The organism is Paenibacillus sp., from assembly GCF_031177825.1.
Lineage (GTDB): Bacteria > Bacillota > Bacilli > Paenibacillales > YIM-B00363 > Paenibacillus_AE.
The window spans coordinates 19,643-42,683 of sequence record NZ_JAPSKE010000002.1 but is presented as its reverse complement, the minus strand read 5'-3'; the positions used below and the strand labels follow the sequence as shown (position 1 = coordinate 42,683).

Sequence of the window (23,041 nt, the reverse complement as noted above, 5' to 3'; positions counted from 1 at the left end):
GGGAACGTCGATCCTTACGGGTCGGCGTTTTTGGTTTGGCGGTGAAGCGATACGTTTTGCGTGGATCGCGCAATCTTTTGCGGAGCGTTCCTCCATAATTTGCGCGTTGCGGACGCGGCGCCGGTGATAGGATGAGGTCAAGACGAACGAATCCAATCTCTCGGGAGGAAACACATGAATATTCAATTGTTGCAATGGGGTCTGCTTTCCTTTATGATCGGCCTGGTTTTATCGCTTCCGCTCGCGGCGGTGCATTATCAGAACTCCCCTTCGTGGACGAGCATCTTCACGAACCCCCGGAAGCTGAAATCGGCCCATCTGGATTTCTTCACGCAAGCGTTCGCCGCCGCGTTCGTATACGTGCTGGAATTCGCATCGGGAACGCCATTTCCCGCCTACGTCGCGATTCCGCTCCTCTTCGGAACGATCTGCAACCCGCTGCTGCTGCTGATCGAAGCGACCCCGCTGACCCGCTCGGGTTTCGCAGCAATCCTGTATAAGTCGCTTCGAGCGACAAGCCCGCTCGCCTTGTTGTTCGCTTGGTTCGCCATCGCTTGGATGGTCCTGCCTGCTTCGCTGCTCCTCTTCCTTGCGCTCCTTACGGTCATCGGCGTTCTGATCCTGTTCGGCTACAAAGGGCCGCGGAAGGAGTAAGCGAATATGATACACCGCAATGTGCTGATCACGGGAGCGACCGGCGGGATCGGATACGAGCTGGCGAAACGATTCGCCGCGAACCGATGCAATTTAATTTTGGTCGCCAGAGATCGGGCGAGATTGGAGGAAATCCGTTCCGAACTGACCGCTCCGGAAATCGACATTACGATTATAGATAAGGATTTGACGAAGCCGTTGTCCCCTTCGGAGGTGTATGAGAAAACGACAAGGCGAAACATCCGGGTTCATGTGCTCGTAAACAATGCGGGCATCGGATGGTACGGACCTTTCCACCAGAGCCCTCTGCAGCAGCAGCTTCGAATGATCCGGCTCAACGCGGCGGCCGTTACGGAATTAACATATTTGTACGCCAAAGATATGGTCGAGGATCGATACGGAAGAATTTTGAACGTCGGGTCCATCTCTTCCTTCCTCCCCACGCCGATGATGAGCGTGTATGCGGCGACGAAGGCGTACGTGTCCTCTTTCTCCGAAGCCTTGAACAGCGAGCTTAGGGGTCATGGCGACATCTCGGTTACGGCGTTGTGCCCCGGATTTACGAAGACGAATTTTTTGGAAAAGGCGAATCTACAACCATTGGCAGCCTTATTGGACACTATCGCTTTGGATCCTGCTGCCGTTGCTAGGGATGGATACCGGGCGCTTCAGGAGAAGAAGGCGATTCGAGTCAGCGGCGGACTGAACAAAGTATTGTTCGCCTTGACGCGCGTGTTGCCGAGGAGCTGGATGCGAACGTCGGCGGCTCTCGTTTTCAAGAAACCTTAAGAAAGTATTTAGGAATTCTTCAGCTTATCTTATCGGAAGCGAGAGCCGCGTCGTATATGATGAAGGAACAGCAATCGTTGGCGAACCGATAAGGAGGAAGTTTCTTGAATCGCAGGGGCAGGCGTCTCGCGGCGCTCTTGTCGGCGGCGGCCGTATTGGCGGTCGTCGGCACGGAGGATCTCGATGCGAAGGTCGAGAGAATATTGGATGAGGCGAAGGAAACATTCGCGGGGACTGCGATCCCTGCGATCGCGATCGCGGGAAGCGCCGCGACGGTCATCGACGCGGACAGCGGCGCCGCGTTGTTCGCGAAGCAGGCGGATCGGCGCATGTACCCCGCCAGCACGACGAAGATCATGACCGCCTTGCTCGCGCTCAAATACGGCGAGTTGGACGAAGCGATCGTCATCGGAGAAGAGGCGCGGCCGGAGGCGCCCGACGAAAGCACGGCCGGGCTGACGGAGGGACAAGCGTTGACGCTTCGCGACGCGTTATCCGGCCTGATGCTGCCGTCCGGGAACGACGCGGCGAGAGTCGTAGCGAAATACGTCGTCGAAAAGACGGAGGGGGGACCCGTCCCGAATTGGTACGAGCGATTCGCGGCGCTCATGAATGCGGAGGCGGAACGGCTCGGCGCGCGCGGCACGCATTTCACGAACCCGCACGGGCTGCACGACCCCGATCATTATTCGACGGCGAGCGACCTGGCGCTGATCGCAAGAGAGGCGATGAACGATCCGGCGTTCCGGGACATCGTCGCCGCGAAGTCGTATCGAAGCGAGGCGGGCGATGCGTGGTTCGGCAATCGAAACAAGCTGTTGGACGAGGACGGGGCGTTTTATCTCCAAGGTGCGAACGGAATCAAGACGGGTTTTACGTCCGACGCGGGGTACTGCCTCGTCGCCTCCGCCGAGCGCGATGGAAAGCTATTGATATCCGTCGTGCTCCAATCGACGGAAACCGACGTATGGACGGACACCCTTCGATTGATGGCTTATGGCTTTTCAACGTAAAAACCGCTTCCCGCATAACCCCGGGAAGCGGTTTTCCGTTCGATCGTTTACTTCGCGCGGAGCAGCTCGGTCCACAGCTCGGCCGGCTCGTAGCCGAGGCGCCAAGCCGCGACGCCGGCGAGATCGTGCTTCTTCGCGATGTCGACGCGCTCCAGGATCGTCGCGACGTTCTCCATCCAGAACACGTACCGTTTGCCGTCCTTCGCGTATTCGACCTTCTCCAGGCCGTATCTCGCGTCTTCGGTTCTCGTGACCTGAGCGCCTTCGAGCGATTTCTCGATGTCCTTCATCCAGACGGCGCGGTTCGACACTAGCTTGCCGGCGGCGTCCACTTCCCAGACCCGGATGTAATACGGCACCCCGAGCAGCAGCTTGGATCGCGGAACGCCATAGCTGAGGAATTCCTCCACGCCTTGCTCGGTCCAGCTCATGCCGGCTACCGGACCCGGCGAATCGCTGCCGCTGTAAAACTGATCGTAAGTCATAATGGCGATATAATCGACGTACTGGTGCAGCTTCTCGTGATCGAAGGCGGTCAGATGATTCCAAGCGGCGCTGCCTCGCGGCAGGTCGATGGACACCGTCAGCCCCGCGGCGCGAGCGGCTTCGCTCAACGCTTTCACGAAGGCGGTGTACCGGTCGCGATCCGACCCGGCCATGCTCTCGAAATCGAGGTTGAGGCCGTCCGCTCCGATCGCGACCAAGCGGTTCACCAACGAGGCGATGAACGACTTCTGCGCGTTCGCGTCCGCAAGGAATGCCGACGTCAGCTTCGAATCGAACTGATTATGCACGAGCGGATGCACTTCGACGCCTTGCGTCTTCAGCCACGTTACCGTCTCCGGGTTCGATTCGTCCCTCAGCGTCCCCTTGGCGTCCTGCAGCGTGAACCAGGTCGGAGAATCGATGTCCAGCCCTTGCGTATTGCTCACATGGCCGACGATCGTCGAATGGTTCGACGTGCCGTTCCAGCCTAAGTACATGAGCTCCTTCAGGTTATCCCACACGCGAACGCCGTCGAGCGTCACGACTTCGGCGTTCGCGTACCCGTTCGCGAAGGCGGCGGCCGCCGCGGGCGCTCCGAACGACTTCAGCTTCTTGCCGGATTGCAGCACGGCGTAATAGCCCTCATTAGACCAAATCCACTTCCCGTCCCATTCGATCGACGCTTCGCTCAGCTTCGAAGCGGCGTTCAACGCCGCCGCGAGGCTCGGGAAGGACGCTTTCTTCGCGCCGTTCTGATGGACGACGTACGCATGCGCGTTGGAGAAGACGGTCTTGCCTTTGCCGATGGCGACGACCGTGGAGTTCGCCCACTTCAGCGACTCGTTCACGGCATCCTCCAAGTAGGCGAACGTCCATCCTTCTATCGTCTTGGCGCCTTGATAGACGCGGTACGCGTCCGGACCGGCGCGCAGCGCCGTCTTCCGTTCGGCCGAGAGGTTGTCCCAAACCCACTTGTTCGACGCTAGATCGATAATATGCGCGTTGGCCCACTTCTTCGCCTCGGCCTTCGCTTGATCGAGCGTCGCGAACGTCCAGTTCGGCAGCGTGTTCTCGCCCTGGTAGAGCGTGTACCCGGGGTGATCGGGATAGTTGTCCCATACCCAGCCGCCGCCGTCTACCTTGCGAACGGAGGCGTTCGCCCACTTCTTCGCTTCCGCGATCGCCGACTCGAGCGTAGCGAATTCCCATTCCGGCTTGCTCTTGTCCTTCTGGTACACCTTGAACGACGGGTAGTTGTTCCAGACCCATGCGCGCGTGCCGATCTGTTCGACGTACGCGTTCTTGAAGCTCTTGGCGTACAGCATAGCTTGATTTTTGTCGGAAAACTCCTTCAATGCGCTCGCGTTCTGATAGACTCGATACTTCGAAGTACGGTCCCCGGCCGCCAAGGCGTTCGCCGGCGCCATCGCGCCGACGAGCATGGCGCAAGCCAGCACGGCGGACGCCGTAGATTTCCATTTCATGCCGCGACGTGTCTCCTCCCATGGTAAGCGATTCTATAAATCTCTTACTCTATTACGAGAGGAAGGGCCGGATTGTTGCGGTGCCTCATTTATCCATTCGCGCGAACATGAAGAAACCGCCGATGCGCTCGTCGCGCAGGCGGTTTCATGCCCAGGTTGATTTACTTGACGTCGACGACGATTTCATCCGCGAGCCGGAACGAGATGTCGTCGCGGTAAGCTTGCTTGCCGTACTGCTTATGAACGTAACGCGACACGGCTTCGGCCATATTCGCTTCGATCCAGACGATGTCGCGGCCCTCGACGGTAAGCTCGGCCGAGAAGCCGAGCTCGTCGTCGTAGATCAATTCGACGCGAACGTTCTCCGGGCGAATGCCCTTGCGCTCGGCCATATGGAGGCACAGCGCGTTGACCAGCTCCGCTTCGGACAGCGTCATCACCGATAATCGCCCCGCGGACGGTTCCGGTTGGAGAACGCCTGGAAGAGCTTGCGAACGAGCGCGATCGCGACGACGATCGCGAGCACGTTCACGAGCAACCCGAGAATGCTGCCGAAGGCGCCGAGCCCGCTGAGCAGGCCGCCGAACATGAGACCGGCGAGACCGCCGAGCATGAGGCCGCGCATCAAGCCGCCGCCGCCGAACATGCCGCCGGTTCTGCCGGTCGTTGCGCCCGGCGTCGTCGTTCCGGCTCGATTCGTCGTGCCGTTATTGATGTTGTCGGTGCGATTCGGCGACTGCGCCGGCGCGTCCGGCGTGTACGAGCGGGACGGCGACCGGTATCGCGGCTTCGCGTCCGCGGTGTCGGCGAACATCGGCGCGGTCGCGGCGAACAGTAACGTAAAGGCGAAAAATAACGTTGCGATCTTCTTCCACATAAATGATTCTGTCTCCTCTTCTGGGCATGTACGACATATTACGATTAATGTGGGCCGCGGTTTCAATCCTTATGCTAAATATTTGTTATAATGCGAAGGAAGCTTTCTGTCGGAAAGGGGAATGGCGATGCGTTCGGCATATCCGGAAGCGTACGTGCGGTTTTTGGCGCATTATCAGGGAGATCGGGATTTCTTCGAATGCCATGAGCTGCTGGAGGAATATTGGAAGGAGCACCCGGATTCGCCGTACCGCGGCGAGTGGGTCGGTCTCATTCAGGCGGCGGTCGGAATGTATCATTATCGCAGGGGAAATACGGCGGGCGCGGTCAAGTCGTTCGAAGGCTCGCTGCGGCGGAGTTCGCCGGAGCGGCTGCGCGCGCTCGGCATCGACGCGGAGCTGTGGCTCGAGCGGCTGACGGAGACGCTTCGCGCGGCGCGATCGGGCGAGCCTTACAAGGACGTCGACCTGCCGGTCGCGGACGCGGCGCTGGAAGCCGAGGCGCGGGCGGCATGCGAGGCGCTCGGCGCGAAGTGGGGCGATCCGAGCCGGATGGAGGACCCGGAGCTCCTCCATCGGCATGCGCGGCGAGACCGATCTAGCGTTATCGAGGCGCGTCGGCAGGCGTACGAAGCGCGCCGCGCCGGTCGATGACGTCGATGCCGTTGCCGTAAATTTGTCCGTTCGACGATAAACGGAAGGCGCGGCGCTCCGGATTGTAGTCGAGACGCAGGCGATCCTCGAAGAACACTTCGTGGCGCCGGAGGTACGCGATCGATACCTGTTCCGCATTCGTCTCCGCTTCCCGTTCGTCGCTCTCGGGGGCGTTCGTCAACCAGAGCGCCACGACGCCGCTGACGGCGCAGCCGCAGCCTTCCGCGTCGTAGACGAGGCGGAATCGCTCGCCCTCGGCGAGATCGTAAGAAGCGAGCCGCTCGGCGGCCGCGTCGGTCAAGTGAATGTACATAGCAGGCAGTCCTTTCGTTGCGTTCCGTATTTTCCTTATTGTATCATTTGAACGAAGGTTAAAGAAGGAGCGGATGAAGCATGGCGGCGGATGAGCGGCAAGTGCAACAATATTTGGAGCTCATGAAGAAGATGAAAAGCTACGAAGAGGCGCTCGGCGTGCTCTATTGGGACATGCGGACGGGCGCCCCGCGCAAGGGGCTCAACACGCGCTCCGAGACGATCGGCGTGCTGTCGACGGATCTGTTCAAGCTGAGCACGTCGGAGCGGATGGGCGAATTGCTCGACGCGCTGTCGGCGCCGTCGGCGTTCGAATCGCTCAGCCCGATGCTGAAGCGCAGCGTAACGGAGAGCAAGAAGGAATACGATCGATCGAAGAAAATTCCGGCGGACTTGTATCAGAAGTACGTGGTGCTCGCCTCCCAAGCGGAATCCGTATGGGAAGAGTGCAAGCCGAACAACGACTTCGCTACGTTTCGTCCGTACTTGGAGCAGGTCGTCGACTACCAGAAGCGTTTCATCGAGCTGTGGGGCTACGAGGAAAATAAATACGACACGCTGCTTGACGCCTACGAGCCCGGCATGACGGTGAAGAAGCTCGACGCCGTCTTCGGCGCGCTTCGGGAGAAGCTGGTGCCGCTCGTCGCGGCGGTCGCGTCGAAGCCGCCGGTCAACACGTCGTTCATGTCCCGCAAGGTGCCGATGGAGACGCAGCGGGCGTTCAGCGAATTCATTCTGAAGGAAATCGGTTACGACTTCGCGGCCGGGCGGCTCGATCCGACGACGCATCCGTTCGCGACGGGCCTCAATCCCGGCGACGTGCGCGTCACGACGCGATATATCGAGGACGACTTCCAAAACTCGCTGTTCTCCACGATTCACGAAGGCGGGCATGCGCTGTACGAGCAAAATATTTCGCCGGACCTCATCGGCACGAACCTGTGCACGGGCACGTCGATGGGCATCCACGAGTCGCAATCCCGCTTGTGGGAAAATATGATCGGCCGCAGCCGTCCGTTCTGGGAACGTTATTACGCGGACTTCCAACGAATGACGCCGGAGCTCTCCGACGTGCCGCTGGACGACTTCTACCGCGCGGTCAACGAGGTGAAGGCGTCGCTCATTCGGACGGAAGCCGACGAGCTGACGTACAATCTGCACATCATGATTCGTTACGAGCTCGAGAAGCAGCTCATGAACGACCAGCTGCAAGTGGCCGACTTGCCTGCGGCGTGGAACGCGAAGTACAAGGAATACCTCGGCATCGAACCGCCGAACGACGAGCTGGGCGTGCTGCAGGACGTGCATTGGTCCGGCGGCGGCTTCGGGTACTTCCCGTCGTACGCGCTCGGCAATATGTACGCGGCGCAGATGATGGACGCGATGCGGAAGGCGCTGCCGTCGTTCGACGCTCTTGTCGCCGCCGGCGACTTCGAGCCGATCAAAGCGTGGCTGACGGACAAGATTTATCGTCACGGCCGCTTGCTGACGCCGTCCGAGGTGATCCGCAACGTCGCCGGCGCGGAGCTCGACCCGACGTACTTGACGACGTATTTGGAAGCGAAGTATTCGGACATTTATAAGTTGTAGGTTCGCGGGGCGCCTTTCGGGGCGCCTTTTTTTTTGTCCGCCGCCCAACTTTCGCCGACCCGGGCATTCGCACACCCGAGACGACCCCGACCGCCGTATGATGTACAAATCTCAAGCGAAAGGGGGACGTCGGAATGACGGCAGTCAACGGCGGCGTGTTCACGTCGGTCGGCGCGATTTTGGTTCTCTACATTCTGCTCGTGATCATCTCCAGGACGTTGCTCTACTAATAAAGAACGCAAGACGCCGGGGGCTCCGCCCTCGGTTTACATAGCGATGCGGCCTCCGCGAGGAGGGCTTGGAAAAACAAAATAAAAGAAGTTATCACAATAGACGAATGTCCTGCATACAATTGAAATTGAATGATTGTATGGAGGAGGTTGTAAGATGGTTGCAGATAACGATTTGCAGTGCCGTGAGATCATCACGAAAGCGGTCTGCGGCAAAGGTCGTAAGTTCTCTCAAGTGACTCATACCGTGACTCCGCCAAACCTTCCCACGAGCATTTTGGGGGCATGGATCATCAACCACCAGTATGAAGCGGTTCGATCCGGCGACGGCATTGAGGTTGTGGGAACTTATGATATCAACATTTGGTATTCGTACGACCGCAACTCGAAGACCGACGTAGCGAAAGAGACGGTGTCCTATGTAGAGCTGGTTCCGCTCTCCAACGTGGATCCGAAACATCGCGCGTCGACGGAGGAAGTATACGCGGAAGCGACGCAGGAACCGAACTGCGTCGAAGCGAGCGTATCGTCCAAAGGCACGAGCGTCGTCATTCGCGTCGAGCGCGAGTTCGAGGTGGAGATGATCGCGGAGACGAAGGTATGCGTCGTCGTGTGCCAGAACGGTTGCGACGATTGGGGCGAGAAGGCCGTGGATTTCGCCGGTGGAGACGACGATCTCGACGACCTTGACGCCGATCTGCTGGACGACGACGACCTGAATTAACAAAAGGGTGCCGCTGCCCGATTCCTTGGGGGATCTTCCCGTACTTACCACATCGTATGTCAGCCGGGTGTAAGGGGAGAGGGCGGTAGCCCTCTTTGTTTTTCCGAAGGGAAAAAAATCTTTATGCCGCAGGAGGCGAAGAGGAGCATGGGCGTGTTTGTGCTTCACGCGGGACAGCCGGAGCTGTCTCGCTTCCTGGGGCGATTGCAGGTGCCGGCGGGCACGGCGCCGCCGCGACCGGATGACGGCCGATCCGCTTGGACGGTCGTATCTTTCCGCGGCGACGCGAAGCCGATCCGTCTGCCCGGAGGCGTCGGAAGCCCGATGCAGCCTGCCTCGGCCGTCCGGCGGGCGTCGGACGCGCGGCGCGCGGCGGAAGACTTGCGGCGGCACGGCATCCGCACGTTGCCGCCCGGGAAGGACGTTCGCGGCTCGATCTATCGGACGTTCGTCGTCCCGGTGTTCGGGTTGGAGGCGCTCGGTTCGTTCGCGGCCGGCGCGGTCGGCGGCCCGATGCTCGCCGCGGGGACGCTCCGCCGTCCGCCGTCCTCGGAGCCGCGCGAGGCGGCTTCCGCGGAGGCGCCGCGTCCGACCGCGCAGCGACGCGCGGAGCACGCGGCCGTACGCGCGGTGTACGCGCTCGGACTCGATTACGGCGTCGTTCGCGTCCGCACGGGAGAAGACGGGGCGGCGTACGTCGTATCGGTCGACGCCTCGCCGCTCGTAGCTAGCGGCGAGTTCGCGCCGTTGTTCGCGTCCGCCGTCAACCGGCTGCAGGAAGCCGAGGACGCTGCCGCTCGCGCCGGCGAAGGCGGCGGAACGCTGCTGCTCGGCATGGATCCGGAGTTCGTGCTGAAGAAGCCCGGACCCGAAGGGAAAATCGTGTCGGCCTCGCGTTATTTCGAACGCAGGGGCCGCGTCGGCTGCGACAGCGTGCGCATCGGCGATAAAATCGTTTATCCGCTTGCGGAACTGCGCCCCTCCCCTGCGGCCGAGCCGCGGGAGCTGCTCCGCAACTTGTACGCCGCGATGCGGCTTGCCGCGTCGCGGATAGACGACGCCAGCCTTGAATGGCTGGCGGGAGGGATGCCCGCGCCGGGCCTTCCGCTCGGCGGGCATATCCATGTTAGCGGCGTTGCCCTCAACGCCGATCTGCTGCGCGCCATGGACAACTACATGGCGCTGCCGCTCGCGCTGCTCGAGGACGAACCCACGAAGCGGCGGCGGCCTCGGTATGGCGCGCTTGGCGATTTCCGCCGCCAATTCCACGGCGGCTTCGAATACCGGACGCTCCCCTCGTGGATCGTCTCGCCGGCCGTCGCGCTCGGAGTCATCTCCCTCGCGAAGGTCGTCTGCGAGCATGTCCGCGAGCTGCGGGAGCGTCCGCTCGCACGGCCGGAGCTGCAAGCGGCGTACTACGCCGGCGACAAGGAGACGCTGCTGCCGGCGGCGCTCGCGCGTTGGAGCGAGCTCGAGCGTACGGCGGGCTACGCCCGGTACGCGAAGGCGCTCGACGGACTGAAGCGGCGCGTCGCACGAGCCGAGCCCTGGAACGAACGGCAAGACGTAAGACCCGCGTGGAAAATTCCGCCGTACCGCGTTTAGCCTCTGCGCCCGGCGAGCGATCATGGTATAATGAACGGATACATAACCTACGAAGGACGTTGACGTTCATGGCTAAGATCACTCCCATGATGGAGCAGTATTTGTCCGTCAAGGCGCAGGCGCAGGACGCCTTTTTGTTTTTCCGCCTCGGCGATTTCTATGAAATGTTTTTCGAAGACGCGGTACTGGCGGCTCGGGAGCTCGAGATTACGCTGACGAGCCGCGGCGCGGGAGCGGAGGAAGACCGCATCCCGATGTGCGGCGTACCCTATCATTCCGCGGAGAATTATATCGCTAGATTGATAGAGAAGGGCTATAAAGTCGCGATCTGCGAGCAGGTCGAGGATCCGGCCGAGGCGAAGGGCGTCGTGCGGCGGGAGATCGTCCGCGTCGTCACGCCGGGCACCGTCATGGACGGCAAGACGCTTTCGGAGCGCGCCAACAATTATTTGGCCGCGGTCGTCGAGCGTTCCGGCCGGTGGGCGATCGCCGCCTGCGATCTGACGACGGGCGAATTGTACGCGGTCGCGACGGAAAGCGCGCCGGACGCGGCGGACGAGCTGGCCGTGTACGCGGTCACGGAGGTCGTCTGTCCGCCGTACGTGTCGGACCGGCTGAAGGAGACGCTGGAAGGGCGGCTCAAGCACGTCGTCTACACGGAGCGGCAGCACGTCGCGGGCGACGACGGCGCGTGGCTGACGGAACGGTTCCCGGCGCTTCGGCTGGACGGGCTCGATGGCGCGCATCGGTCCGCGGCGGCGCTGCTGCTGCAGTATTTGACCGAAACGCAGAAGCGATCGCTCGGCCATCTGCACGAGGTGCGCGTCTATGAGCCTAGCATTTACATGACGCTAGATTCGTTCACGAGGAAAAATCTCGAGCTGACCGAGACGGTGCGGGATCGCGGAAGGAAAGGCTCGCTGCTCGAGATGCTGGACAAGACGGCGACGAGCATGGGGGCGAGGCTGCTGCGCCGCTGGCTGGACAAGCCGCTCATGAGCGCGGGCGCGATTCGCCAGCGTCTCGACGCGGTCGAAGCGCTGCAGAAAAACCTGCTGCTGCGCGAGGACATGCGCGAATTATTGAAGCGCGTCTACGATCTCGAGCGGCTGTCCGGCCGCATCGCGTACGGCTCGGCCAACGCGCGAGATCTGAACGCGCTCGCCGCGACGCTCGCCGTCGTACCGGAGCTCATGGAGCTGAGCCGGGGCTCGGGATCGGAGCTGCTCGGCGCGATCTCGGGCGATCCGGACGACGGCGCGGACATTCGCGGTTGGATCGAAGCCGCCGTCCATCCGGAGCCGCCGGCGTCGACCCGCGAAGGCGGGCTCATCCGCGACGGCTGCGACGCGCACTTGGACAAGCTGCGCGAGGCGAGCAAGAGCGGCAAACGGTGGATCGCGGAGCTGGAGCAGGCGGAGCGCGAAGCGACCGGCATTCGTTCTTTGAAAATCGGATACAACAAGGTGTTCGGCTATTATATCGAGGTGACGCGGGCGAATCTCGGCATGGTGCCCGAAGGGCGCTATGAGCGCAAGCAGACGCTCGCCGCCGCGGAGCGGTACGTCACGCCGGAGCTGAAGGAGAAGGAAGCGCTCATTTTGGAAGCCGAGGAGAAGATGGTCGACCTCGAATACGGCATTTTCCAACAATTGAGAGAGAGGATCGCGGCGGAAATTCCGCGTCTGCAGCGTCTCGCGGAGCGGCTCGCCTCGCTCGACGCGATTCAGTCGCTCGCGAGCGTCGCCGCGGCGAACCGGTACGTGCGGCCCGACGTACACGAAGGGTTCGACCTGGACATCGAGTCGGGCCGTCATCCGGTCGTGGAGTCGGTGCTGACGAGCGGCACGTTCATCGCGAACGATACGCGGCTGACGATGGACGAGACGCGGGCGCTGCTCATCACCGGGCCGAATATGGCGGGGAAGAGCACGTATATGCGGCAGGTCGCGCTCATCTCGATCATGGCGCAGATCGGTTCGTTCGTGCCGGCGAAGCGGGCGCGCGTGCCGATCGTCGACCGCGTGTTCACCCGGATCGGCGCGGCGGACGATCTCGCCGGCGGACAGAGCACGTTCATGGTCGAGATGCAGGATATCCAGACGATGATCGCGAAGGCGACCGAGAAGAGCCTCGTCGTGATCGACGAGCTCGGCCGCGGCACGTCGACGGGCGAAGGGATGGCGATCGCGCAAGCGGTCATCGAGCATCTGCACGAGAACGTCGGCTGCAAGACGCTCGTCTCGACGCACTATCACGAGCTGGCGCATCTAGAAGGTTCGCTCCGCTATTTGTCCAACGCGTGCATGGCGGTGAAGGAGAGCGGCGGGCAGGTGACGTTCCTGCGCAAGCTCGTGTCGGGCGCGGCCGATACGTCGTACGGCATCTACTGCGCGCAGCTCGCCGGGCTGCCGGACTCGGTCATCGACCGGGCGTATGCGCTGCTGCACGAGTTCGAGGCGACCGCCGAGGCGCGGGCGGCCGCGCCCGCCGCCGTCGGGGCCGCCGCGGGCGGGGGGAAGCCTCAGCGCCGCGGAAGCGCCGCGGGCGGAGGCATCGAACAGCTCGACATGTTCGCCGATTGGAACGCCGCGCCTCCGGTGCCGAAGCGAGATCCGCGGGCGGACGAGCTGGTGGAGCTGGTGAAGCAGGCCGACGTATTGAACATGACGCCGATCGAGGCGATGAACTTTCTGTTCGAGCTGAAGAAGAAGACGTTATCGTAAGACTACCCCAATCGGGACGAAGCGGGAGAGAGACAGATGAAGAAGCTGCACAGAACGGGGACATGGAGACGATGGACGAGGCTCGCGGCGTTGGCGGCGGCGCTGACGCTGCCGCTGCCGGCGGTCGCCGGGGCGGCGACGCCCGCGGAACAGCTGAACGAAGTGTTCGGATATATCGAGGAGCTTCATGTCTCGGGAACGTCCGGTGAGGCGCTGCGGGACGCGGCCATTCGGGGCATGCTGGACGAGCTGAACGATCCGTATACGGCTTATTACGACGAAGCGATGTGGAAGTCGCTGCACGACGCCTACGAGCAAGTGATGGTCGGCCTCGGCATCCAATATGCGCAGACCGACGAAGGACTTAGAATCTTACGCGTGTACGCGGATTCGGCCGCGGAAGATGCGGGGCTGCGCGCGGGCGACGTCGTCGTCGCCGTCGGCGGCAAGGCGGTGAAGTCCCATCCGTTGGAAGAGATCACGAACGATCTGCTCGGGCTCGAGGGCACCGAGGCGAAGCTGGACGTCCTTGACGGGGCGAGCCGCAAGAAGAAGACGGTCGTCGTCACGCGGCGGGCGTTCCACATTCCATCGGTGAACCATGAGCTGATGGACGGTGGCGTCGGGTATATCAGGATCGATTCGTTCTCGGGCGATACGGCGGCTCGATTCGGCGATGCGATGTGGACGTTCGCGAACGAACCGTCGCTAACGGCGATCGTCGTCGACGTACGCGGCAATCCGGGCGGGTACTTGGATGCGGCGCGAAGCGTCGCGTCGTTTTTCATCGAGGAAGGTCCGCTGCTCCACACGATCGATCGGAACGGCGTGGAAGTCGCCGTCGAGATCGAAGGCGGCGGCAAAGTCGGGCTTCCGGTAGCGGTGCTTGTGGATGGCAACAGCGCAAGCGCGTCCGAAGTGTTCGTCGGCGCGATGCAGGATTACGGCGTCGCTACGATCGTCGGCGCGAAGACGTTCGGCAAGGGGAGCGTCCAGCAGCTGATCGAGCTGCAAGGCGGCGGCGGGCTGAAGGTGACGATCGAGCATTATTTGACGCCGAAGATGAACCCGGTCAACGGGGTAGGCATTACGCCGGATGCGGCGGCGACGCATCCGCTCGACGCGACGGCGACGGCGCTGCGCGAGGTCGGCGTCGCGAAGTTGCGCGCGGAGCTGCGGTCGTACGAGACGGTCGTCAACGGCGCGACGTTCGCTACGATCGTGAACGTCGTTCGCGAAGGCGGACGCGTCTACGTCCCGTCGCAAGCGCTCGCGGCGTTGTCCGGCGGCGAAGCGAAGTGGGACGGCGCGACGAGCGCGGTGACGATCGACGGGGGAGGACGAACGGCGTCGTTCGCCGCGGGTTCGGGACTTCTCTTGAAGGACGGAACCGGCTATATCGACATCGGCGCCTTCGCCAAAGCGTTCCCGAACGCATCGGCGAAGTCGTCGAGAAGCAGCGTCGTATTGGAGTGGAGCGACCATGGGTAAGATTCGATTGTTGGACGATCATCTCGCGAACCAGATCGCCGCGGGCGAAGTCGTCGAGCGGCCGTCGTCCGTCGTGAAGGAGCTCGTGGAGAACGCGATCGACGCGGGCAGCCGGACGATCGACGTGACGGCGGAGGAAGGCGGCGTCAAGTTCATCCGCGTCGTGGACGACGGGTCCGGCATCGAGCCGGACGATCTCGAGCTTGCGTTCGAGCGGCATGCGACGAGCAAGATTCGAACAGGCAAAGATTTGTTCGCGATCAAGAGCCTCGGCTTCCGAGGCGAAGCGTTGCCGAGCATCGCGGCCGTCTCGCGCGTCGAGGTGCTGTCCGGCGCCGGCGACGACGGCGTCGCGCGGCGCATCGTCATCGAGGGCGGCGCGAAGCTTGCGTTCGAGGAGGCGGCCGCCCCGCGCGGGACCGACTTCCGGGTGAAGGATTTGTTCTACAATACGCCGGCGCGACTGAAGTATATGAAGACGGTCCAAACCGAACTCGGCCATATTACGGATTATATGTACCGCCTGGCGCTGTCGCGGCCGGATATCGCCTTCCGGCTCGAGCATAACGGCACGCAGCTGCTCGACACGTCCGGGAACGGCGATCTGCAGCAGGCGGCCGCCGCCGTGTACGGGACCGCCACGGCGAAGCGAATGATCCCGGTCGAAGCGGAGACGCCGGATTATAAAATTTCCGGTTGGATCGCCCGTCCGGACGTGACCCGCTCGAATCGGAACGGCATCACGGTCGTCGTGAACGGCAGATACGTGCGCAACTTCCAGGTAGCGCAGGCGATCCTGGCCGGATTCCACACGCTGCTGCCGATCAACCGGTACCCGCTCGCGATCGTGCGGCTCGAGATGGAGCCGACGCTCGTCGACGTGAACGTCCACCCGGCGAAGCTCGAGGTGCGCTTCAGCAAAGACGCGGAGCTCATGGAGGCGGTACAGCGGGCGGTCCGAGCGGCGCTGCAGCGGGAAACGCTCATTCCGAGCGGCATGGCGGGACGGGAGCGCCGCGTCCTGCCGCCGGCCGGGTCGCAGCCGCAGGCGGTGCAGGAGACGCTGCGGCTGTACGACGCGCGTCCGGCGGTCGCGCCGGGGTCATCCTCGCCGGGGGCGTCCGCGCCGCCGCCGGCGTTCAAGCCGGCTCCGCAGAGCGGGTCGGCGCCTCGGCCGGCGGCGCCGTACGGCAAGCCGGCGGGGACGTACGGCGCGTCGGGAGGCGGCTCTCCGGCGCCGATGCCGGCCGCGCCGGCGCGCCAGTGGGAGCCGCGCGACGCGGAGCGGCTGCTCCGGGCGATGGCGCCGTCCCCGGCGCCATCGCCGCCGCCCGCGGCGGAAGCCGAGCCGGAGGAGCGGGACGCCGCGTCGCTGGACGCGACCGCGCCGGCGGATTCGATCGAGGAGGAAGGACCGCGGTTTCCGCATCTGTACCCGATCGGGCAGCTGCACGGTACGTATATCGTCGCGCAAAACGAAGACGGTCTGTTCCTCGTCGATCAACACGCGGCGCACGAGCGTATCAATTACGAGAGGTTCTACCAAAAGTTCGGCAGCGTGGAAGCGGTCAGCCAGCTGACGTTGTTCTCGCATACGATCGAGTTCACGTCTTCGGAAGCGCAGACGCTGCGCGATCGATTGCCTCTGCTCGAGAGCGTCGGGGTTTATCTGGAGCCGTTCGGAGGGAATACATTTAAAGTGCGGTCCCATCCGAGCTGGTTCCCGAACGGCGAAGAGGCGTCGCTCATCGAAGAGATGACGCAGTGGGTGCTGAACGAGCGCAGCCCCGACGTCGCGAAAATTCGCGAGGCGTCGGCGATCATGTGCTCCTGCAAAGCGTCCATTAAGGCGAACCAATCGCAGTCGATACCGGCGCTCGAGTCGCTGCTCGCGCGCCTCGCCGCCTGCAAGAACCCGTTCACGTGCCCGCACGGCCGCCCGATCGTTGTAAGCTTTACGAAGCGGGATCTCGAAAAACTATTCAAGCGGGTGATGTAATGCGCGCCGTCATCGTGACGACGACGTACAAGCCCTCCGCCGACATCGAAGCGAAAGGACGGGCGGCCGCGCAACGTCTCGGCGGGCGGTACGCCCCCCGAGGCGGAGCTTCGGTCCGAAAGCTTCAGGATCGATATCCGGGGTCGTCGGTCGTCGTCCTTGGCCCGAACACGCTGGAGTGGCATCCGGAGCAGGGCGGGAAGCCGTTCTTCTTCCACCCCGGCATGAGTCTCGTCCGGGCCAAACGGCTTGCCGCCGGCGAGCGCGACGCGATGCTGGACGCATGTCGACTCGAGCCGGGCGACGCGATCGTCGACTGCACGGCCGGACTCGGCTCGGACGCGATCCTGTTCAGCTACGCGGGCGGCCCGGACAGCCGGGTCGTCGCCGTGGAGAGCCAGCTGCCGCTGCATTATATCGTCTCGCAAGGGCTTCGCTCGCACGAGACCGGATGGCCGGCGTTCGACGAGGCGATGCGCCGGGTGGAGCCGCAGCACGCGGACCACTTGGCATACCTCCGTTCGCTGCCCGACCGCAGCGTCGACGTCGTGTATTTCGATCCGATGTTCGGCGACCCGGTCCGTACGTCCACGGGCATCGCGCCGCTGCGCGCCTTCGCGAACGACGCGCCGGTGACGGGCGAGGCGATCGAGGAGGCGCGAAGGGTAGCCAGGAAGACGGTCGTTATGAAGGAGAGAGGCGACGCGGAGGCGTGGCGGCGGTTCGGCTTCACGGTCGAAGCGAGGCCGAACGCCCCGGTCGCATACGGAGTGATACGAATTTGAAAAAGACGCCATTGCTCGTCTTGGTCGGCCCGACGGCGGTCGGCAAGACGGCGTTCAGCTTGCATGCGGGGACTCGATTCCCCGTCGAAATTATTTCCGGCGATTCCGTTCAGGTGTATAAGGGGATGGACATCGGCTCGGCGAAAGCGACTTGGGAGGAGCGGCAGGCCGTTCCGCATCATATGATCGATATCTTGCAGCCGGACGAGCCGTTCACGGTGGCGGAATTCCAAACGCGCGCCGCCGCCCTCATCGAAGATATCGCCGCGCGCGGACGACTGCCGTTCATCGTCGGCGGGACGGGACTCTACATCGAAAGCGTCGTGTACGATTACCGATTCTCCGAGGCGATCGCCGACGAGGACGCTCGGGCGAAGTGGAACGACGTCGCGGACGCCCAGGGCACGGAAGCGCTGCACGCGCTGCTGCAGGATCGCGATCCCGTCTCGGCGGCGCGCATCCACCCGAACGACCGCAAGCGGCTCGTTCGTGCGCTAGAGGTCTACGACGCGACGGGAAAGCCGATGTCGGAGCAGGCGCAGAAGCGGGAGAAGACGTCTCCGTACGAGCTGTGCATGATCGGACTGACGATGGATCGAGAGCTCTTGTACCATCGGATCGAAGAGCGCGTGGACGCGATGCTGGCGAACGGCCTCGAGGGCGAAGTGCGCGAGCTGCTGCGCTGCGGCTACGATCGGTCGCTCCCGTCGATGCAGGCGATCGGCTACAAGGAGATGGCGGCTTATGCGGCGGGGGAAATCTCGTACGATCGAGCGGTGTATTTGCTCAAGCGCAATACGAGACACTTCGCCAAGCGCCAACTCAGCTGGTTTCGCGCGATGCCCCAAATTCATTGGGTCGATGTTACGGATACGGCAAATTTCATTACCCAAAGAGATGCTATTAATGATATAATAGCCACAACGTTTCCGACTTCGGACTATCCATTTCATTCGCCAGAGGCATAGGGGGCTTCATGATGAACAAGTCGATCAACATTCAAGATACGTTCCTTAACACGCTTCGCAAGGAGAATATCCCGGTCACCGTGTACTTGACCAACGGGTTCCAGATCCGAGGCGTCATTCGCGCCTTCGATAATTTCACGATCGTGATCGATAGCGACGGCCGTCAGCAGATGGTGTACAAGCACGCGATTTCGACGTTTACGCCGCAACGCAGCGTGTCGCTCGCGTACGAGACGAATTCGGACGCGTAATCTTTTTGAAACTTTTTCGCACGCACATCGTCTATAAGGATACGCCGGAGCAACCCTTTCGGGGTTGTTCTTTTTGCGTAATGAGAAAATTAGAGAGAAAGCAATCGGATGGAAGAGGTGACGACAGATGAATTTTCGGAGATGGGTCATCGGCATTTTCAGCGTGTTGACGTTAGGGTTATTGATTTTCATCGCGGGCTACTTCGTCATTTATATGAACGGTCACACGCTGCTGGAGCAAAATCAAGAGAAGCTCGACATGGCCGAAGCGACGGTCGTGTACGATCGGAACGGCGAAGAATTCGCGCGTCTCATGATTCAGAATCGGGAACTCGTCACGCTGGACGAAGTGCCCGACAAGCTGGAACAGGCGATGATCGCGACGGAAGACCAGCGGTTCGAGTCCCACGCCGGCGTCGACTTCTGGTCGATCGGTCGCGCGATCGTCAAGGATATCATCGCTCGCGACCTCGTGGAGGGCGGCAGCACGATTACGCAGCAGGTCGCGAAAAATATGTTCTTGAACGCGGACAAGACGTTCTTCCGCAAGGCGACCGAGGTATCGATCGCGCTGGCGTTGGAGAACAATTTCGAGAAGGATCAGATTCTCGAGATGTATTTGAACCGAATTTATTTCGGGAACGGGGCGTACGGCGTGAAGGCGGCGGCGGAGCGCCATTTCGGCAAGGACGATCTGGAGGACCTCAGCCTGCTCGAGATCGCGGTTCTCGCGGGGATGCCGAAGGCGCCGAATACGTATTCGCCGACCAACAATCCCGATAAGGCGCTCGAACGAGCGGCCGTCGTGCTGTCGCTTATGAAGGACCAAGGGTATATTACGGAAGAGGAGCGCCGCGAAGCGCTGAACAGTACGTTGGGCAAGCCGGCTCCGCGGGCGGACGGCACGGCGTCGGCCATGAGGGATTACGTGCTCGAACAGGCGGCGTTGGTCACCGGGAAGTCGGAAGAAGAGCTTCGCATCGGCGGGTACGAAATTCATACGACGGTGGACGCCAAGGCGCAGCGAGCGATGGACGAAGCGTTCGCGAATCCGGAGCTGTTCCCCGAGGACGGACCGAAGCAAATCGCGCAGGGCGCGATGGTGATCGTCGAGCCGAAGACGGGCGGCATCGTCGCGATGAACGGCGGAAGGAACTATGTGGAAAAAGGGTACAACCGCGCCCTCGCGGACCGTCAGCCCGGCTCTTCGTTCAAGCCGATCGCGGTGTACGGTCCCGCGCTCGAGACGGGTGAATGGCAGCCGTATTCGATTCTGAAGGACGAAAAGATGTCGTTCGGCAATTACAGCCCTAGCAACTTGAGCGGCAAGTATGCCGGCGAAATGACGATGATGGAGGCCGTGCGGCGTTCGATCAACCTCCCTACGGTCTGGCTGCTGAACGAGATCGGCGTCGACCGGGGGCTCCGGTTCGCGAAAGATCTCGGCATCGACATGGACGCGAAGGACCGGAACCTCGCGATCGCGCTCGGCGGCTTGACGCACGGAGCGTCGCCGCTCGAAATGGCGCGGGCGTACGGGGCGTTCGCGAACAACGGCGTCCTGGCGGAGACGCATGTGATCACCGAAGTGCTGGATACGGACGGTCATCGCGTATACACCTTCGAGCCTTCGGGGAAACGCGTCATGAGCGAGCGAACGGCGTATTACTCGACGGTGTTGCTCGAAGCCGTCACGCAGAAGGGCGGCACCGGCACGAAGGCGAACTTCGGCCGTCCGATCGCCGGCAAGACCGGAACGACGCAGCTCGGACTGAAGGGCGTGAAAGACTCGGCCGGCAACCGCGACATTTGGTTCGTCGGGTATACGCCGCAATATGCTGCGGCCGTATGGATGGGCTTCGACGAGACGAACGCCGAGCATTATGTGAAGTCGGGCAGCGGCACGGCGGCGGCGATGTTCGCCGCGGTCATGAAGAAGGCGATGGACGGCATGGAAGTACAGGACTTCAATCGTCCTTCCGGGGTCGAAGAGCCGAAGGAGGCGGAGGCGCCCGCGGCGATCGCCGATCTGTCGGGGTTCTACGACGTCGAGAAGCGGGAAGCGGTGCTGACGTGGTCGGCGGTTCCGGAAGCGGAGGGGATCGAGTACCGGCTGTATCGGAAGGTGGAGCCGTTCGATGCCCCGGCGGAGATGCTGCACGCCTCGGATTCGACGACCGTAATCGATATTTCGGGCGCGGCCGGGAAGAAGTACATGTATTACGTGACCGCCTACGCGAAGGAGACGGAGCTCGAAAGCGCGCCGTCGAACGTCGTCGAGATCGTCGTGCCGGGCGAAGGCGAAGGGGCCGGCATCGGCGACGACTTGCCGGTGCTGCCGGACATCTTGCCTGGCGAAGAGGGCACGGGCGGAGACGGGGGCGACGACGGTCAAGAGACCGACGGCAACGGTAACGGTAACGGTACCGGTAACGGCAGTGGCAACGGCAATGGCGGCAACGCCGGCGGGACCGGAGGGACCGGCGACAACGCGGGGCTACCGGATCAGGCGACGGACGACGAGCCGTCCGACAGCGACGACGGCGAGGCGCCCGACGCGCCGGAAGGATTGTAGACTGCACAGGAGGAGTCGGCGGGAGCGCCGGCTCCTTTTCTTTTTCCGTCGAGGGATTTGATTGTCGTGCGGCGGTCAAGCTACAATGACATTGGAAGTTTTACGGAGGAGGCGCACAAGGATGAAGAAGTGGGTACGGGCCGCATGGATTGTAACGGCGGCGGCGGCGATGCTGGCCGGCTGCGGAACGCAGCCGGCTCAGGAGCAGGGAAGCGGCGGCGGGGAGCGGCAGACGTCGTTCGATAAGGCGCCCGACATGCAAATCGACGAAGCGAAGTCTTACGAGGCGGTCGTGAAGACGTCCAAAGGGGAGTTCACGATCGAGCTGTTCGCGAAAGATGCGCCGATTACGGTGAACAGCTTCGTCTTCTTATCGCGTCAGAAGTACTACGAGGGGATCGTCTTCCATCGGATCGTTCCGGATTATATTATTCAGACGGGCGACCCGACGGGCACCGGGCGCGGCGGACCGGGCTATTCGTTCGAGGACGAGCTTGGCGGACCGCATGAATACGGCCCCGGCATCGTGGCGATGGCCAATAGCGGCGCGAATACGAACGGGAGCCAGTTTTTCATCTGCACCGGCGAATGGAGCAAGAAGCTGAACGAGATTCCGAACTACACGATCTTCGGCCGCATTACGGACGGCATGGACACCGTGCTCGCGATCGGCGCGACGCCGGTAGGCGGCGCGAACAACGACACGCCGCAAGAGACGATCACGATCGAATCGATTACGATTCATGAATCCTAATTGCGGCGCGATTCGCGTCTACGGGGTCGACTTCAGCGGGGCGCGCGATCCGTCGGGCAAGCTGTTCGTCGCATCCGGGACGCTTGCGGCGGACGGTTCGGCGTTCGAGCTCGAGCGCGTCGTCCTGTGCGACGACCGGCTGGACGCGTTCGCGATGCTGCTGCGTTCGCCCGCCGGCTCGATCTGGGGATGGGACGTTCCGTTCGCTCCTCCCGGGCCGGCTTATGACAAGCTCGGATTTACCGCGTGGGAGGAGTGGCTGTCGCTGGCGGCCGGCTCCTCCCGTTCGTCGTTTCTTGAGAAGCTCGACGCTGCGTTCCCGGCGTTCGAGACGCCGTGCGCGGCCCATGGCTGGGCTTGCCGATGTACGGATGTCGCCTGCCGCGCCGCCAGCCCGTTCAAGCGCGTGCAGCCGAATTTACGCGCCATGATTTACGCCGGCTGGAAGCTTCTGGCGTATGCAAGGGAAGCCGGCGGCGCCGTCTATCCGTTCGACGAGGTCGGCGGGGCGCGCGACGGTCCGACGCTCTACGAGGTGTACCCGTCGCACACGGCTCGGTTGGCGGGCGGCGCGCGTCGGCTCGACCTGTCGGCCGCCGCCGAGGTCGCGCGCGCAGCCGCGGGCTGGCGTCTCCCGCCGGCGACGGATGCCGTTGCCGGCGCGGTGCCGAGCCAGGACGCCGCAGACGCCTGCGTCGCGTGTTTGACGCTGGCAGCCGCCTACGCGCGCGATGGGACGGCGCTCGCCGGCGGCGGGCGGCCGTCCTTCGCGACCGACGCGGAGTGGGCGGTCCGCGGTCGCGAGGGGTTGATCGTGCGTCTGGCCGCATCGTCGGACGAAGCGCGGACCACGAGGCCCAAATCGTCGGAGAAACTCCGACTACACCCGCCCAGATGAGCCCTCCGACGCGCCCGTGTCCGAGCCGTCGGAGCCGTTCTACGACTCGGCCGCCCCCCCCATTCCCGAGAAAGCTCATGCTTCGGCGTTCTCCCGCATAAGATGTACCATCGTCCGTCATCCCGCCTATTCTCCGCATTCCGCTCGCCGACCCGGCATCGTACGCACCCTTTACCCG

At 62.7% G+C, this 23,041-nt stretch carries 21 protein-coding genes; 17 read left to right on the top strand and 4 right to left on the bottom strand.

The genetic code is table 11. The features are described from left to right. The first annotated feature begins 174 nt into the window (after positions 1-174). The 3 genes from RIN49_RS02250 (at position 175) to RIN49_RS02240 (ending at position 2,456) form a co-directional block, all read left to right on the top strand. Positions 175-654 (top strand): hypothetical protein, encoded by a 480-nt coding sequence (locus RIN49_RS02250; RefSeq protein WP_309118546.1) that lies wholly within the window; start codon positions 175-177, stop codon positions 652-654. A gap of 6 nt (positions 655-660) precedes the next feature. Further along, on the top strand, positions 661-1,443 hold the full coding sequence (locus RIN49_RS02245) for an SDR family NAD(P)-dependent oxidoreductase (RefSeq protein ID WP_309118545.1): 783 nt from the start codon (positions 661-663) through the stop codon (positions 1,441-1,443). A gap of 104 nt (positions 1,444-1,547) precedes the next feature. Next, a complete protein-coding gene (locus tag RIN49_RS02240) occupies positions 1,548-2,456 on the top strand; it encodes a D-alanyl-D-alanine carboxypeptidase family protein (protein WP_309118544.1) in 909 nt (302 codons plus the stop codon). Positions 2,457-2,503: 47 nt separating this feature from the next. Here RIN49_RS02240 and RIN49_RS02235 read toward each other — a convergent pair whose 3' ends face one another. The 3 genes from RIN49_RS02235 to RIN49_RS02225 all read right to left on the bottom strand — a co-directional run bounded on the left by RIN49_RS02235 (position 2,504) and on the right by RIN49_RS02225 (position 5,303). After that, positions 2,504-4,426: a glycosyl hydrolase family 18 protein gene (locus tag RIN49_RS02235; RefSeq protein WP_309118543.1), complete on the bottom strand. Its 1,923-nt coding sequence runs from the start codon at positions 4,424-4,426 to the stop codon at positions 2,504-2,506. Positions 4,427-4,587: 161 nt separating this feature from the next. After that, positions 4,588-4,863, bottom strand: a complete 276-nt coding sequence (locus RIN49_RS02230; RefSeq protein WP_309118901.1) for a DUF2653 family protein — start codon at positions 4,861-4,863, stop codon at positions 4,588-4,590. Then, complete coding sequence (locus RIN49_RS02225) at positions 4,863-5,303, bottom strand: hypothetical protein (protein WP_309118542.1); 441 nt, start codon at positions 5,301-5,303, stop codon at positions 4,863-4,865. Before RIN49_RS02225 ends, RIN49_RS02230 begins: the two co-directional genes overlap by 1 nt. Before the next feature lie 127 nt (positions 5,304-5,430). On the opposite strand from RIN49_RS02225, the gene RIN49_RS02220 reads away from it, so the two are divergent. Continuing rightward, positions 5,431-5,955 carry a DUF309 domain-containing protein gene (locus RIN49_RS02220; RefSeq protein ID WP_309118541.1) on the top strand — a complete coding sequence of 175 codons (525 nt, stop codon included), beginning with the start codon at positions 5,431-5,433 and terminating at the stop codon, positions 5,953-5,955. Here RIN49_RS02220 and RIN49_RS02215 read toward each other — a convergent pair. Beyond that, positions 5,906-6,268 carry an iron-sulfur cluster biosynthesis family protein gene (locus RIN49_RS02215; protein WP_309118540.1) on the bottom strand — a complete coding sequence of 121 codons (363 nt, stop codon included), beginning with the start codon at positions 6,266-6,268 and terminating at the stop codon, positions 5,906-5,908. The two genes, RIN49_RS02220 and RIN49_RS02215, sit on opposite strands and share 50 nt — an antisense overlap. Before the next feature lie 80 nt (positions 6,269-6,348). Here RIN49_RS02215 and RIN49_RS02210 point away from each other — a divergent pair, with 80 nt between their 5' ends. From RIN49_RS02210 to RIN49_RS02150, 13 genes are all read left to right on the top strand, one after another. Next, positions 6,349-7,857 (top strand): carboxypeptidase M32, encoded by a 1,509-nt coding sequence (locus RIN49_RS02210; protein WP_309118539.1) that lies wholly within the window; start codon positions 6,349-6,351, stop codon positions 7,855-7,857. A 134-nt stretch (positions 7,858-7,991) separates the two neighbouring features. Continuing rightward, positions 7,992-8,087, top strand: a complete 96-nt coding sequence (locus tag RIN49_RS02205; protein ID WP_309118538.1) for a YjcZ family sporulation protein — start codon at positions 7,992-7,994, stop codon at positions 8,085-8,087. Positions 8,088-8,244: 157 nt separating this feature from the next. Then, positions 8,245-8,811 carry an outer spore coat protein CotE gene (locus tag RIN49_RS02200; RefSeq protein ID WP_309118537.1) on the top strand — a complete coding sequence of 189 codons (567 nt, stop codon included), beginning with the start codon at positions 8,245-8,247 and terminating at the stop codon, positions 8,809-8,811. A gap of 147 nt (positions 8,812-8,958) precedes the next feature. Beyond that, positions 8,959-10,416, top strand: a complete 1,458-nt coding sequence (locus tag RIN49_RS02195) for a putative amidoligase domain-containing protein (RefSeq protein WP_309118536.1) — start codon at positions 8,959-8,961, stop codon at positions 10,414-10,416. Between the two features lie 68 nt (positions 10,417-10,484). Continuing rightward, complete coding sequence (gene mutS, locus RIN49_RS02190) at positions 10,485-13,142, top strand: DNA mismatch repair protein MutS (RefSeq protein WP_309118535.1); 2,658 nt, start codon at positions 10,485-10,487, stop codon at positions 13,140-13,142. Positions 13,143-13,178: 36 nt separating this feature from the next. After that, positions 13,179-14,633: a S41 family peptidase gene (locus RIN49_RS02185; RefSeq protein WP_309118534.1), complete on the top strand. Its 1,455-nt coding sequence runs from the start codon at positions 13,179-13,181 to the stop codon at positions 14,631-14,633. Then, positions 14,626-16,632, top strand: a complete 2,007-nt coding sequence (gene mutL / locus RIN49_RS02180; RefSeq protein WP_309118533.1) for a DNA mismatch repair endonuclease MutL — start codon at positions 14,626-14,628, stop codon at positions 16,630-16,632. The genes RIN49_RS02185 and mutL overlap by 8 nt, the downstream gene beginning before the upstream one ends. After that, on the top strand, positions 16,632-17,417 hold the full coding sequence (locus RIN49_RS02175; protein WP_309118532.1) for a class I SAM-dependent methyltransferase: 786 nt from the start codon (positions 16,632-16,634) through the stop codon (positions 17,415-17,417). Before mutL ends, RIN49_RS02175 begins: the two co-directional genes overlap by 1 nt. After that, positions 17,414-18,385: a tRNA (adenosine(37)-N6)-dimethylallyltransferase MiaA gene (miaA, locus tag RIN49_RS02170; protein WP_309118531.1), complete on the top strand. Its 972-nt coding sequence runs from the start codon at positions 17,414-17,416 to the stop codon at positions 18,383-18,385. The genes RIN49_RS02175 and miaA overlap by 4 nt, the downstream gene beginning before the upstream one ends. Positions 18,386-18,396: 11 nt before the next feature. After that, positions 18,397-18,636 carry an RNA chaperone Hfq gene (gene hfq / locus RIN49_RS02165; RefSeq protein WP_138193465.1) on the top strand — a complete coding sequence of 80 codons (240 nt, stop codon included), beginning with the start codon at positions 18,397-18,399 and terminating at the stop codon, positions 18,634-18,636. Between the two features lie 127 nt (positions 18,637-18,763). Further along, complete coding sequence (locus tag RIN49_RS02160; RefSeq protein WP_309118530.1) at positions 18,764-21,211, top strand: transglycosylase domain-containing protein; 2,448 nt, start codon at positions 18,764-18,766, stop codon at positions 21,209-21,211. 121 nt (positions 21,212-21,332) lie between these two features. Beyond that, positions 21,333-21,965: a peptidylprolyl isomerase gene (locus RIN49_RS02155; protein ID WP_309118529.1), complete on the top strand. Its 633-nt coding sequence runs from the start codon at positions 21,333-21,335 to the stop codon at positions 21,963-21,965. Then, positions 21,955-22,863 carry a hypothetical protein gene (locus RIN49_RS02150; protein WP_309118528.1) on the top strand — a complete coding sequence of 303 codons (909 nt, stop codon included), beginning with the start codon at positions 21,955-21,957 and terminating at the stop codon, positions 22,861-22,863. The genes RIN49_RS02155 and RIN49_RS02150 overlap by 11 nt, the downstream gene beginning before the upstream one ends. The last annotated feature ends 178 nt before the right edge of the window (positions 22,864-23,041 follow it).

Bases quoted from the DNA above. Each gene is read 5' to 3' on its own strand.
- RIN49_RS02215 (WP_309118540.1), bottom strand. From the start codon at position 6,268: ATGTACATTCACTTGACCGACGCGGCCGCCGAGCGGCTCGCTTCTTAC.
- RIN49_RS02195 (WP_309118536.1), top strand. From the start codon at position 8,959: ATGGGCGTGTTTGTGCTTCACGCGGGACAGCCGGAGCTGTCTCGCTTC.
- RIN49_RS02225 (WP_309118542.1), bottom strand. From the start codon at position 5,303: ATGTGGAAGAAGATCGCAACGTTATTTTTCGCCTTTACGTTACTGTTC.
- RIN49_RS02210 (WP_309118539.1), top strand. From the start codon at position 6,349: ATGGCGGCGGATGAGCGGCAAGTGCAACAATATTTGGAGCTCATGAAG.
- RIN49_RS02200 (WP_309118537.1), top strand. From the start codon at position 8,245: ATGGTTGCAGATAACGATTTGCAGTGCCGTGAGATCATCACGAAAGCG.
- RIN49_RS02205 (WP_309118538.1), top strand. From the start codon at position 7,992: ATGACGGCAGTCAACGGCGGCGTGTTCACGTCGGTCGGCGCGATTTTG.
- RIN49_RS02155 (WP_309118529.1), top strand. From the start codon at position 21,333: ATGAAGAAGTGGGTACGGGCCGCATGGATTGTAACGGCGGCGGCGGCG.
- RIN49_RS02185 (WP_309118534.1), top strand. From the start codon at position 13,179: ATGAAGAAGCTGCACAGAACGGGGACATGGAGACGATGGACGAGGCTC.
- RIN49_RS02250 (WP_309118546.1), top strand. From the start codon at position 175: ATGAATATTCAATTGTTGCAATGGGGTCTGCTTTCCTTTATGATCGGC.
- mutS (WP_309118535.1), top strand. From the start codon at position 10,485: ATGGCTAAGATCACTCCCATGATGGAGCAGTATTTGTCCGTCAAGGCG.
- RIN49_RS02245 (WP_309118545.1), top strand. From the start codon at position 661: ATGATACACCGCAATGTGCTGATCACGGGAGCGACCGGCGGGATCGGA.
- RIN49_RS02235 (WP_309118543.1), bottom strand. From the start codon at position 4,426: ATGAAATGGAAATCTACGGCGTCCGCCGTGCTGGCTTGCGCCATGCTC.
- mutL (WP_309118533.1), top strand. From the start codon at position 14,626: ATGGGTAAGATTCGATTGTTGGACGATCATCTCGCGAACCAGATCGCC.
- RIN49_RS02150 (WP_309118528.1), top strand. From the start codon at position 21,955: ATGAATCCTAATTGCGGCGCGATTCGCGTCTACGGGGTCGACTTCAGC.
- RIN49_RS02175 (WP_309118532.1), top strand. From the start codon at position 16,632: ATGCGCGCCGTCATCGTGACGACGACGTACAAGCCCTCCGCCGACATC.
- RIN49_RS02160 (WP_309118530.1), top strand. From the start codon at position 18,764: ATGAATTTTCGGAGATGGGTCATCGGCATTTTCAGCGTGTTGACGTTA.
- RIN49_RS02230 (WP_309118901.1), bottom strand. From the start codon at position 4,863: ATGACGCTGTCCGAAGCGGAGCTGGTCAACGCGCTGTGCCTCCATATG.
- hfq (WP_138193465.1), top strand. From the start codon at position 18,397: ATGAACAAGTCGATCAACATTCAAGATACGTTCCTTAACACGCTTCGC.
- RIN49_RS02220 (WP_309118541.1), top strand. From the start codon at position 5,431: ATGCGTTCGGCATATCCGGAAGCGTACGTGCGGTTTTTGGCGCATTAT.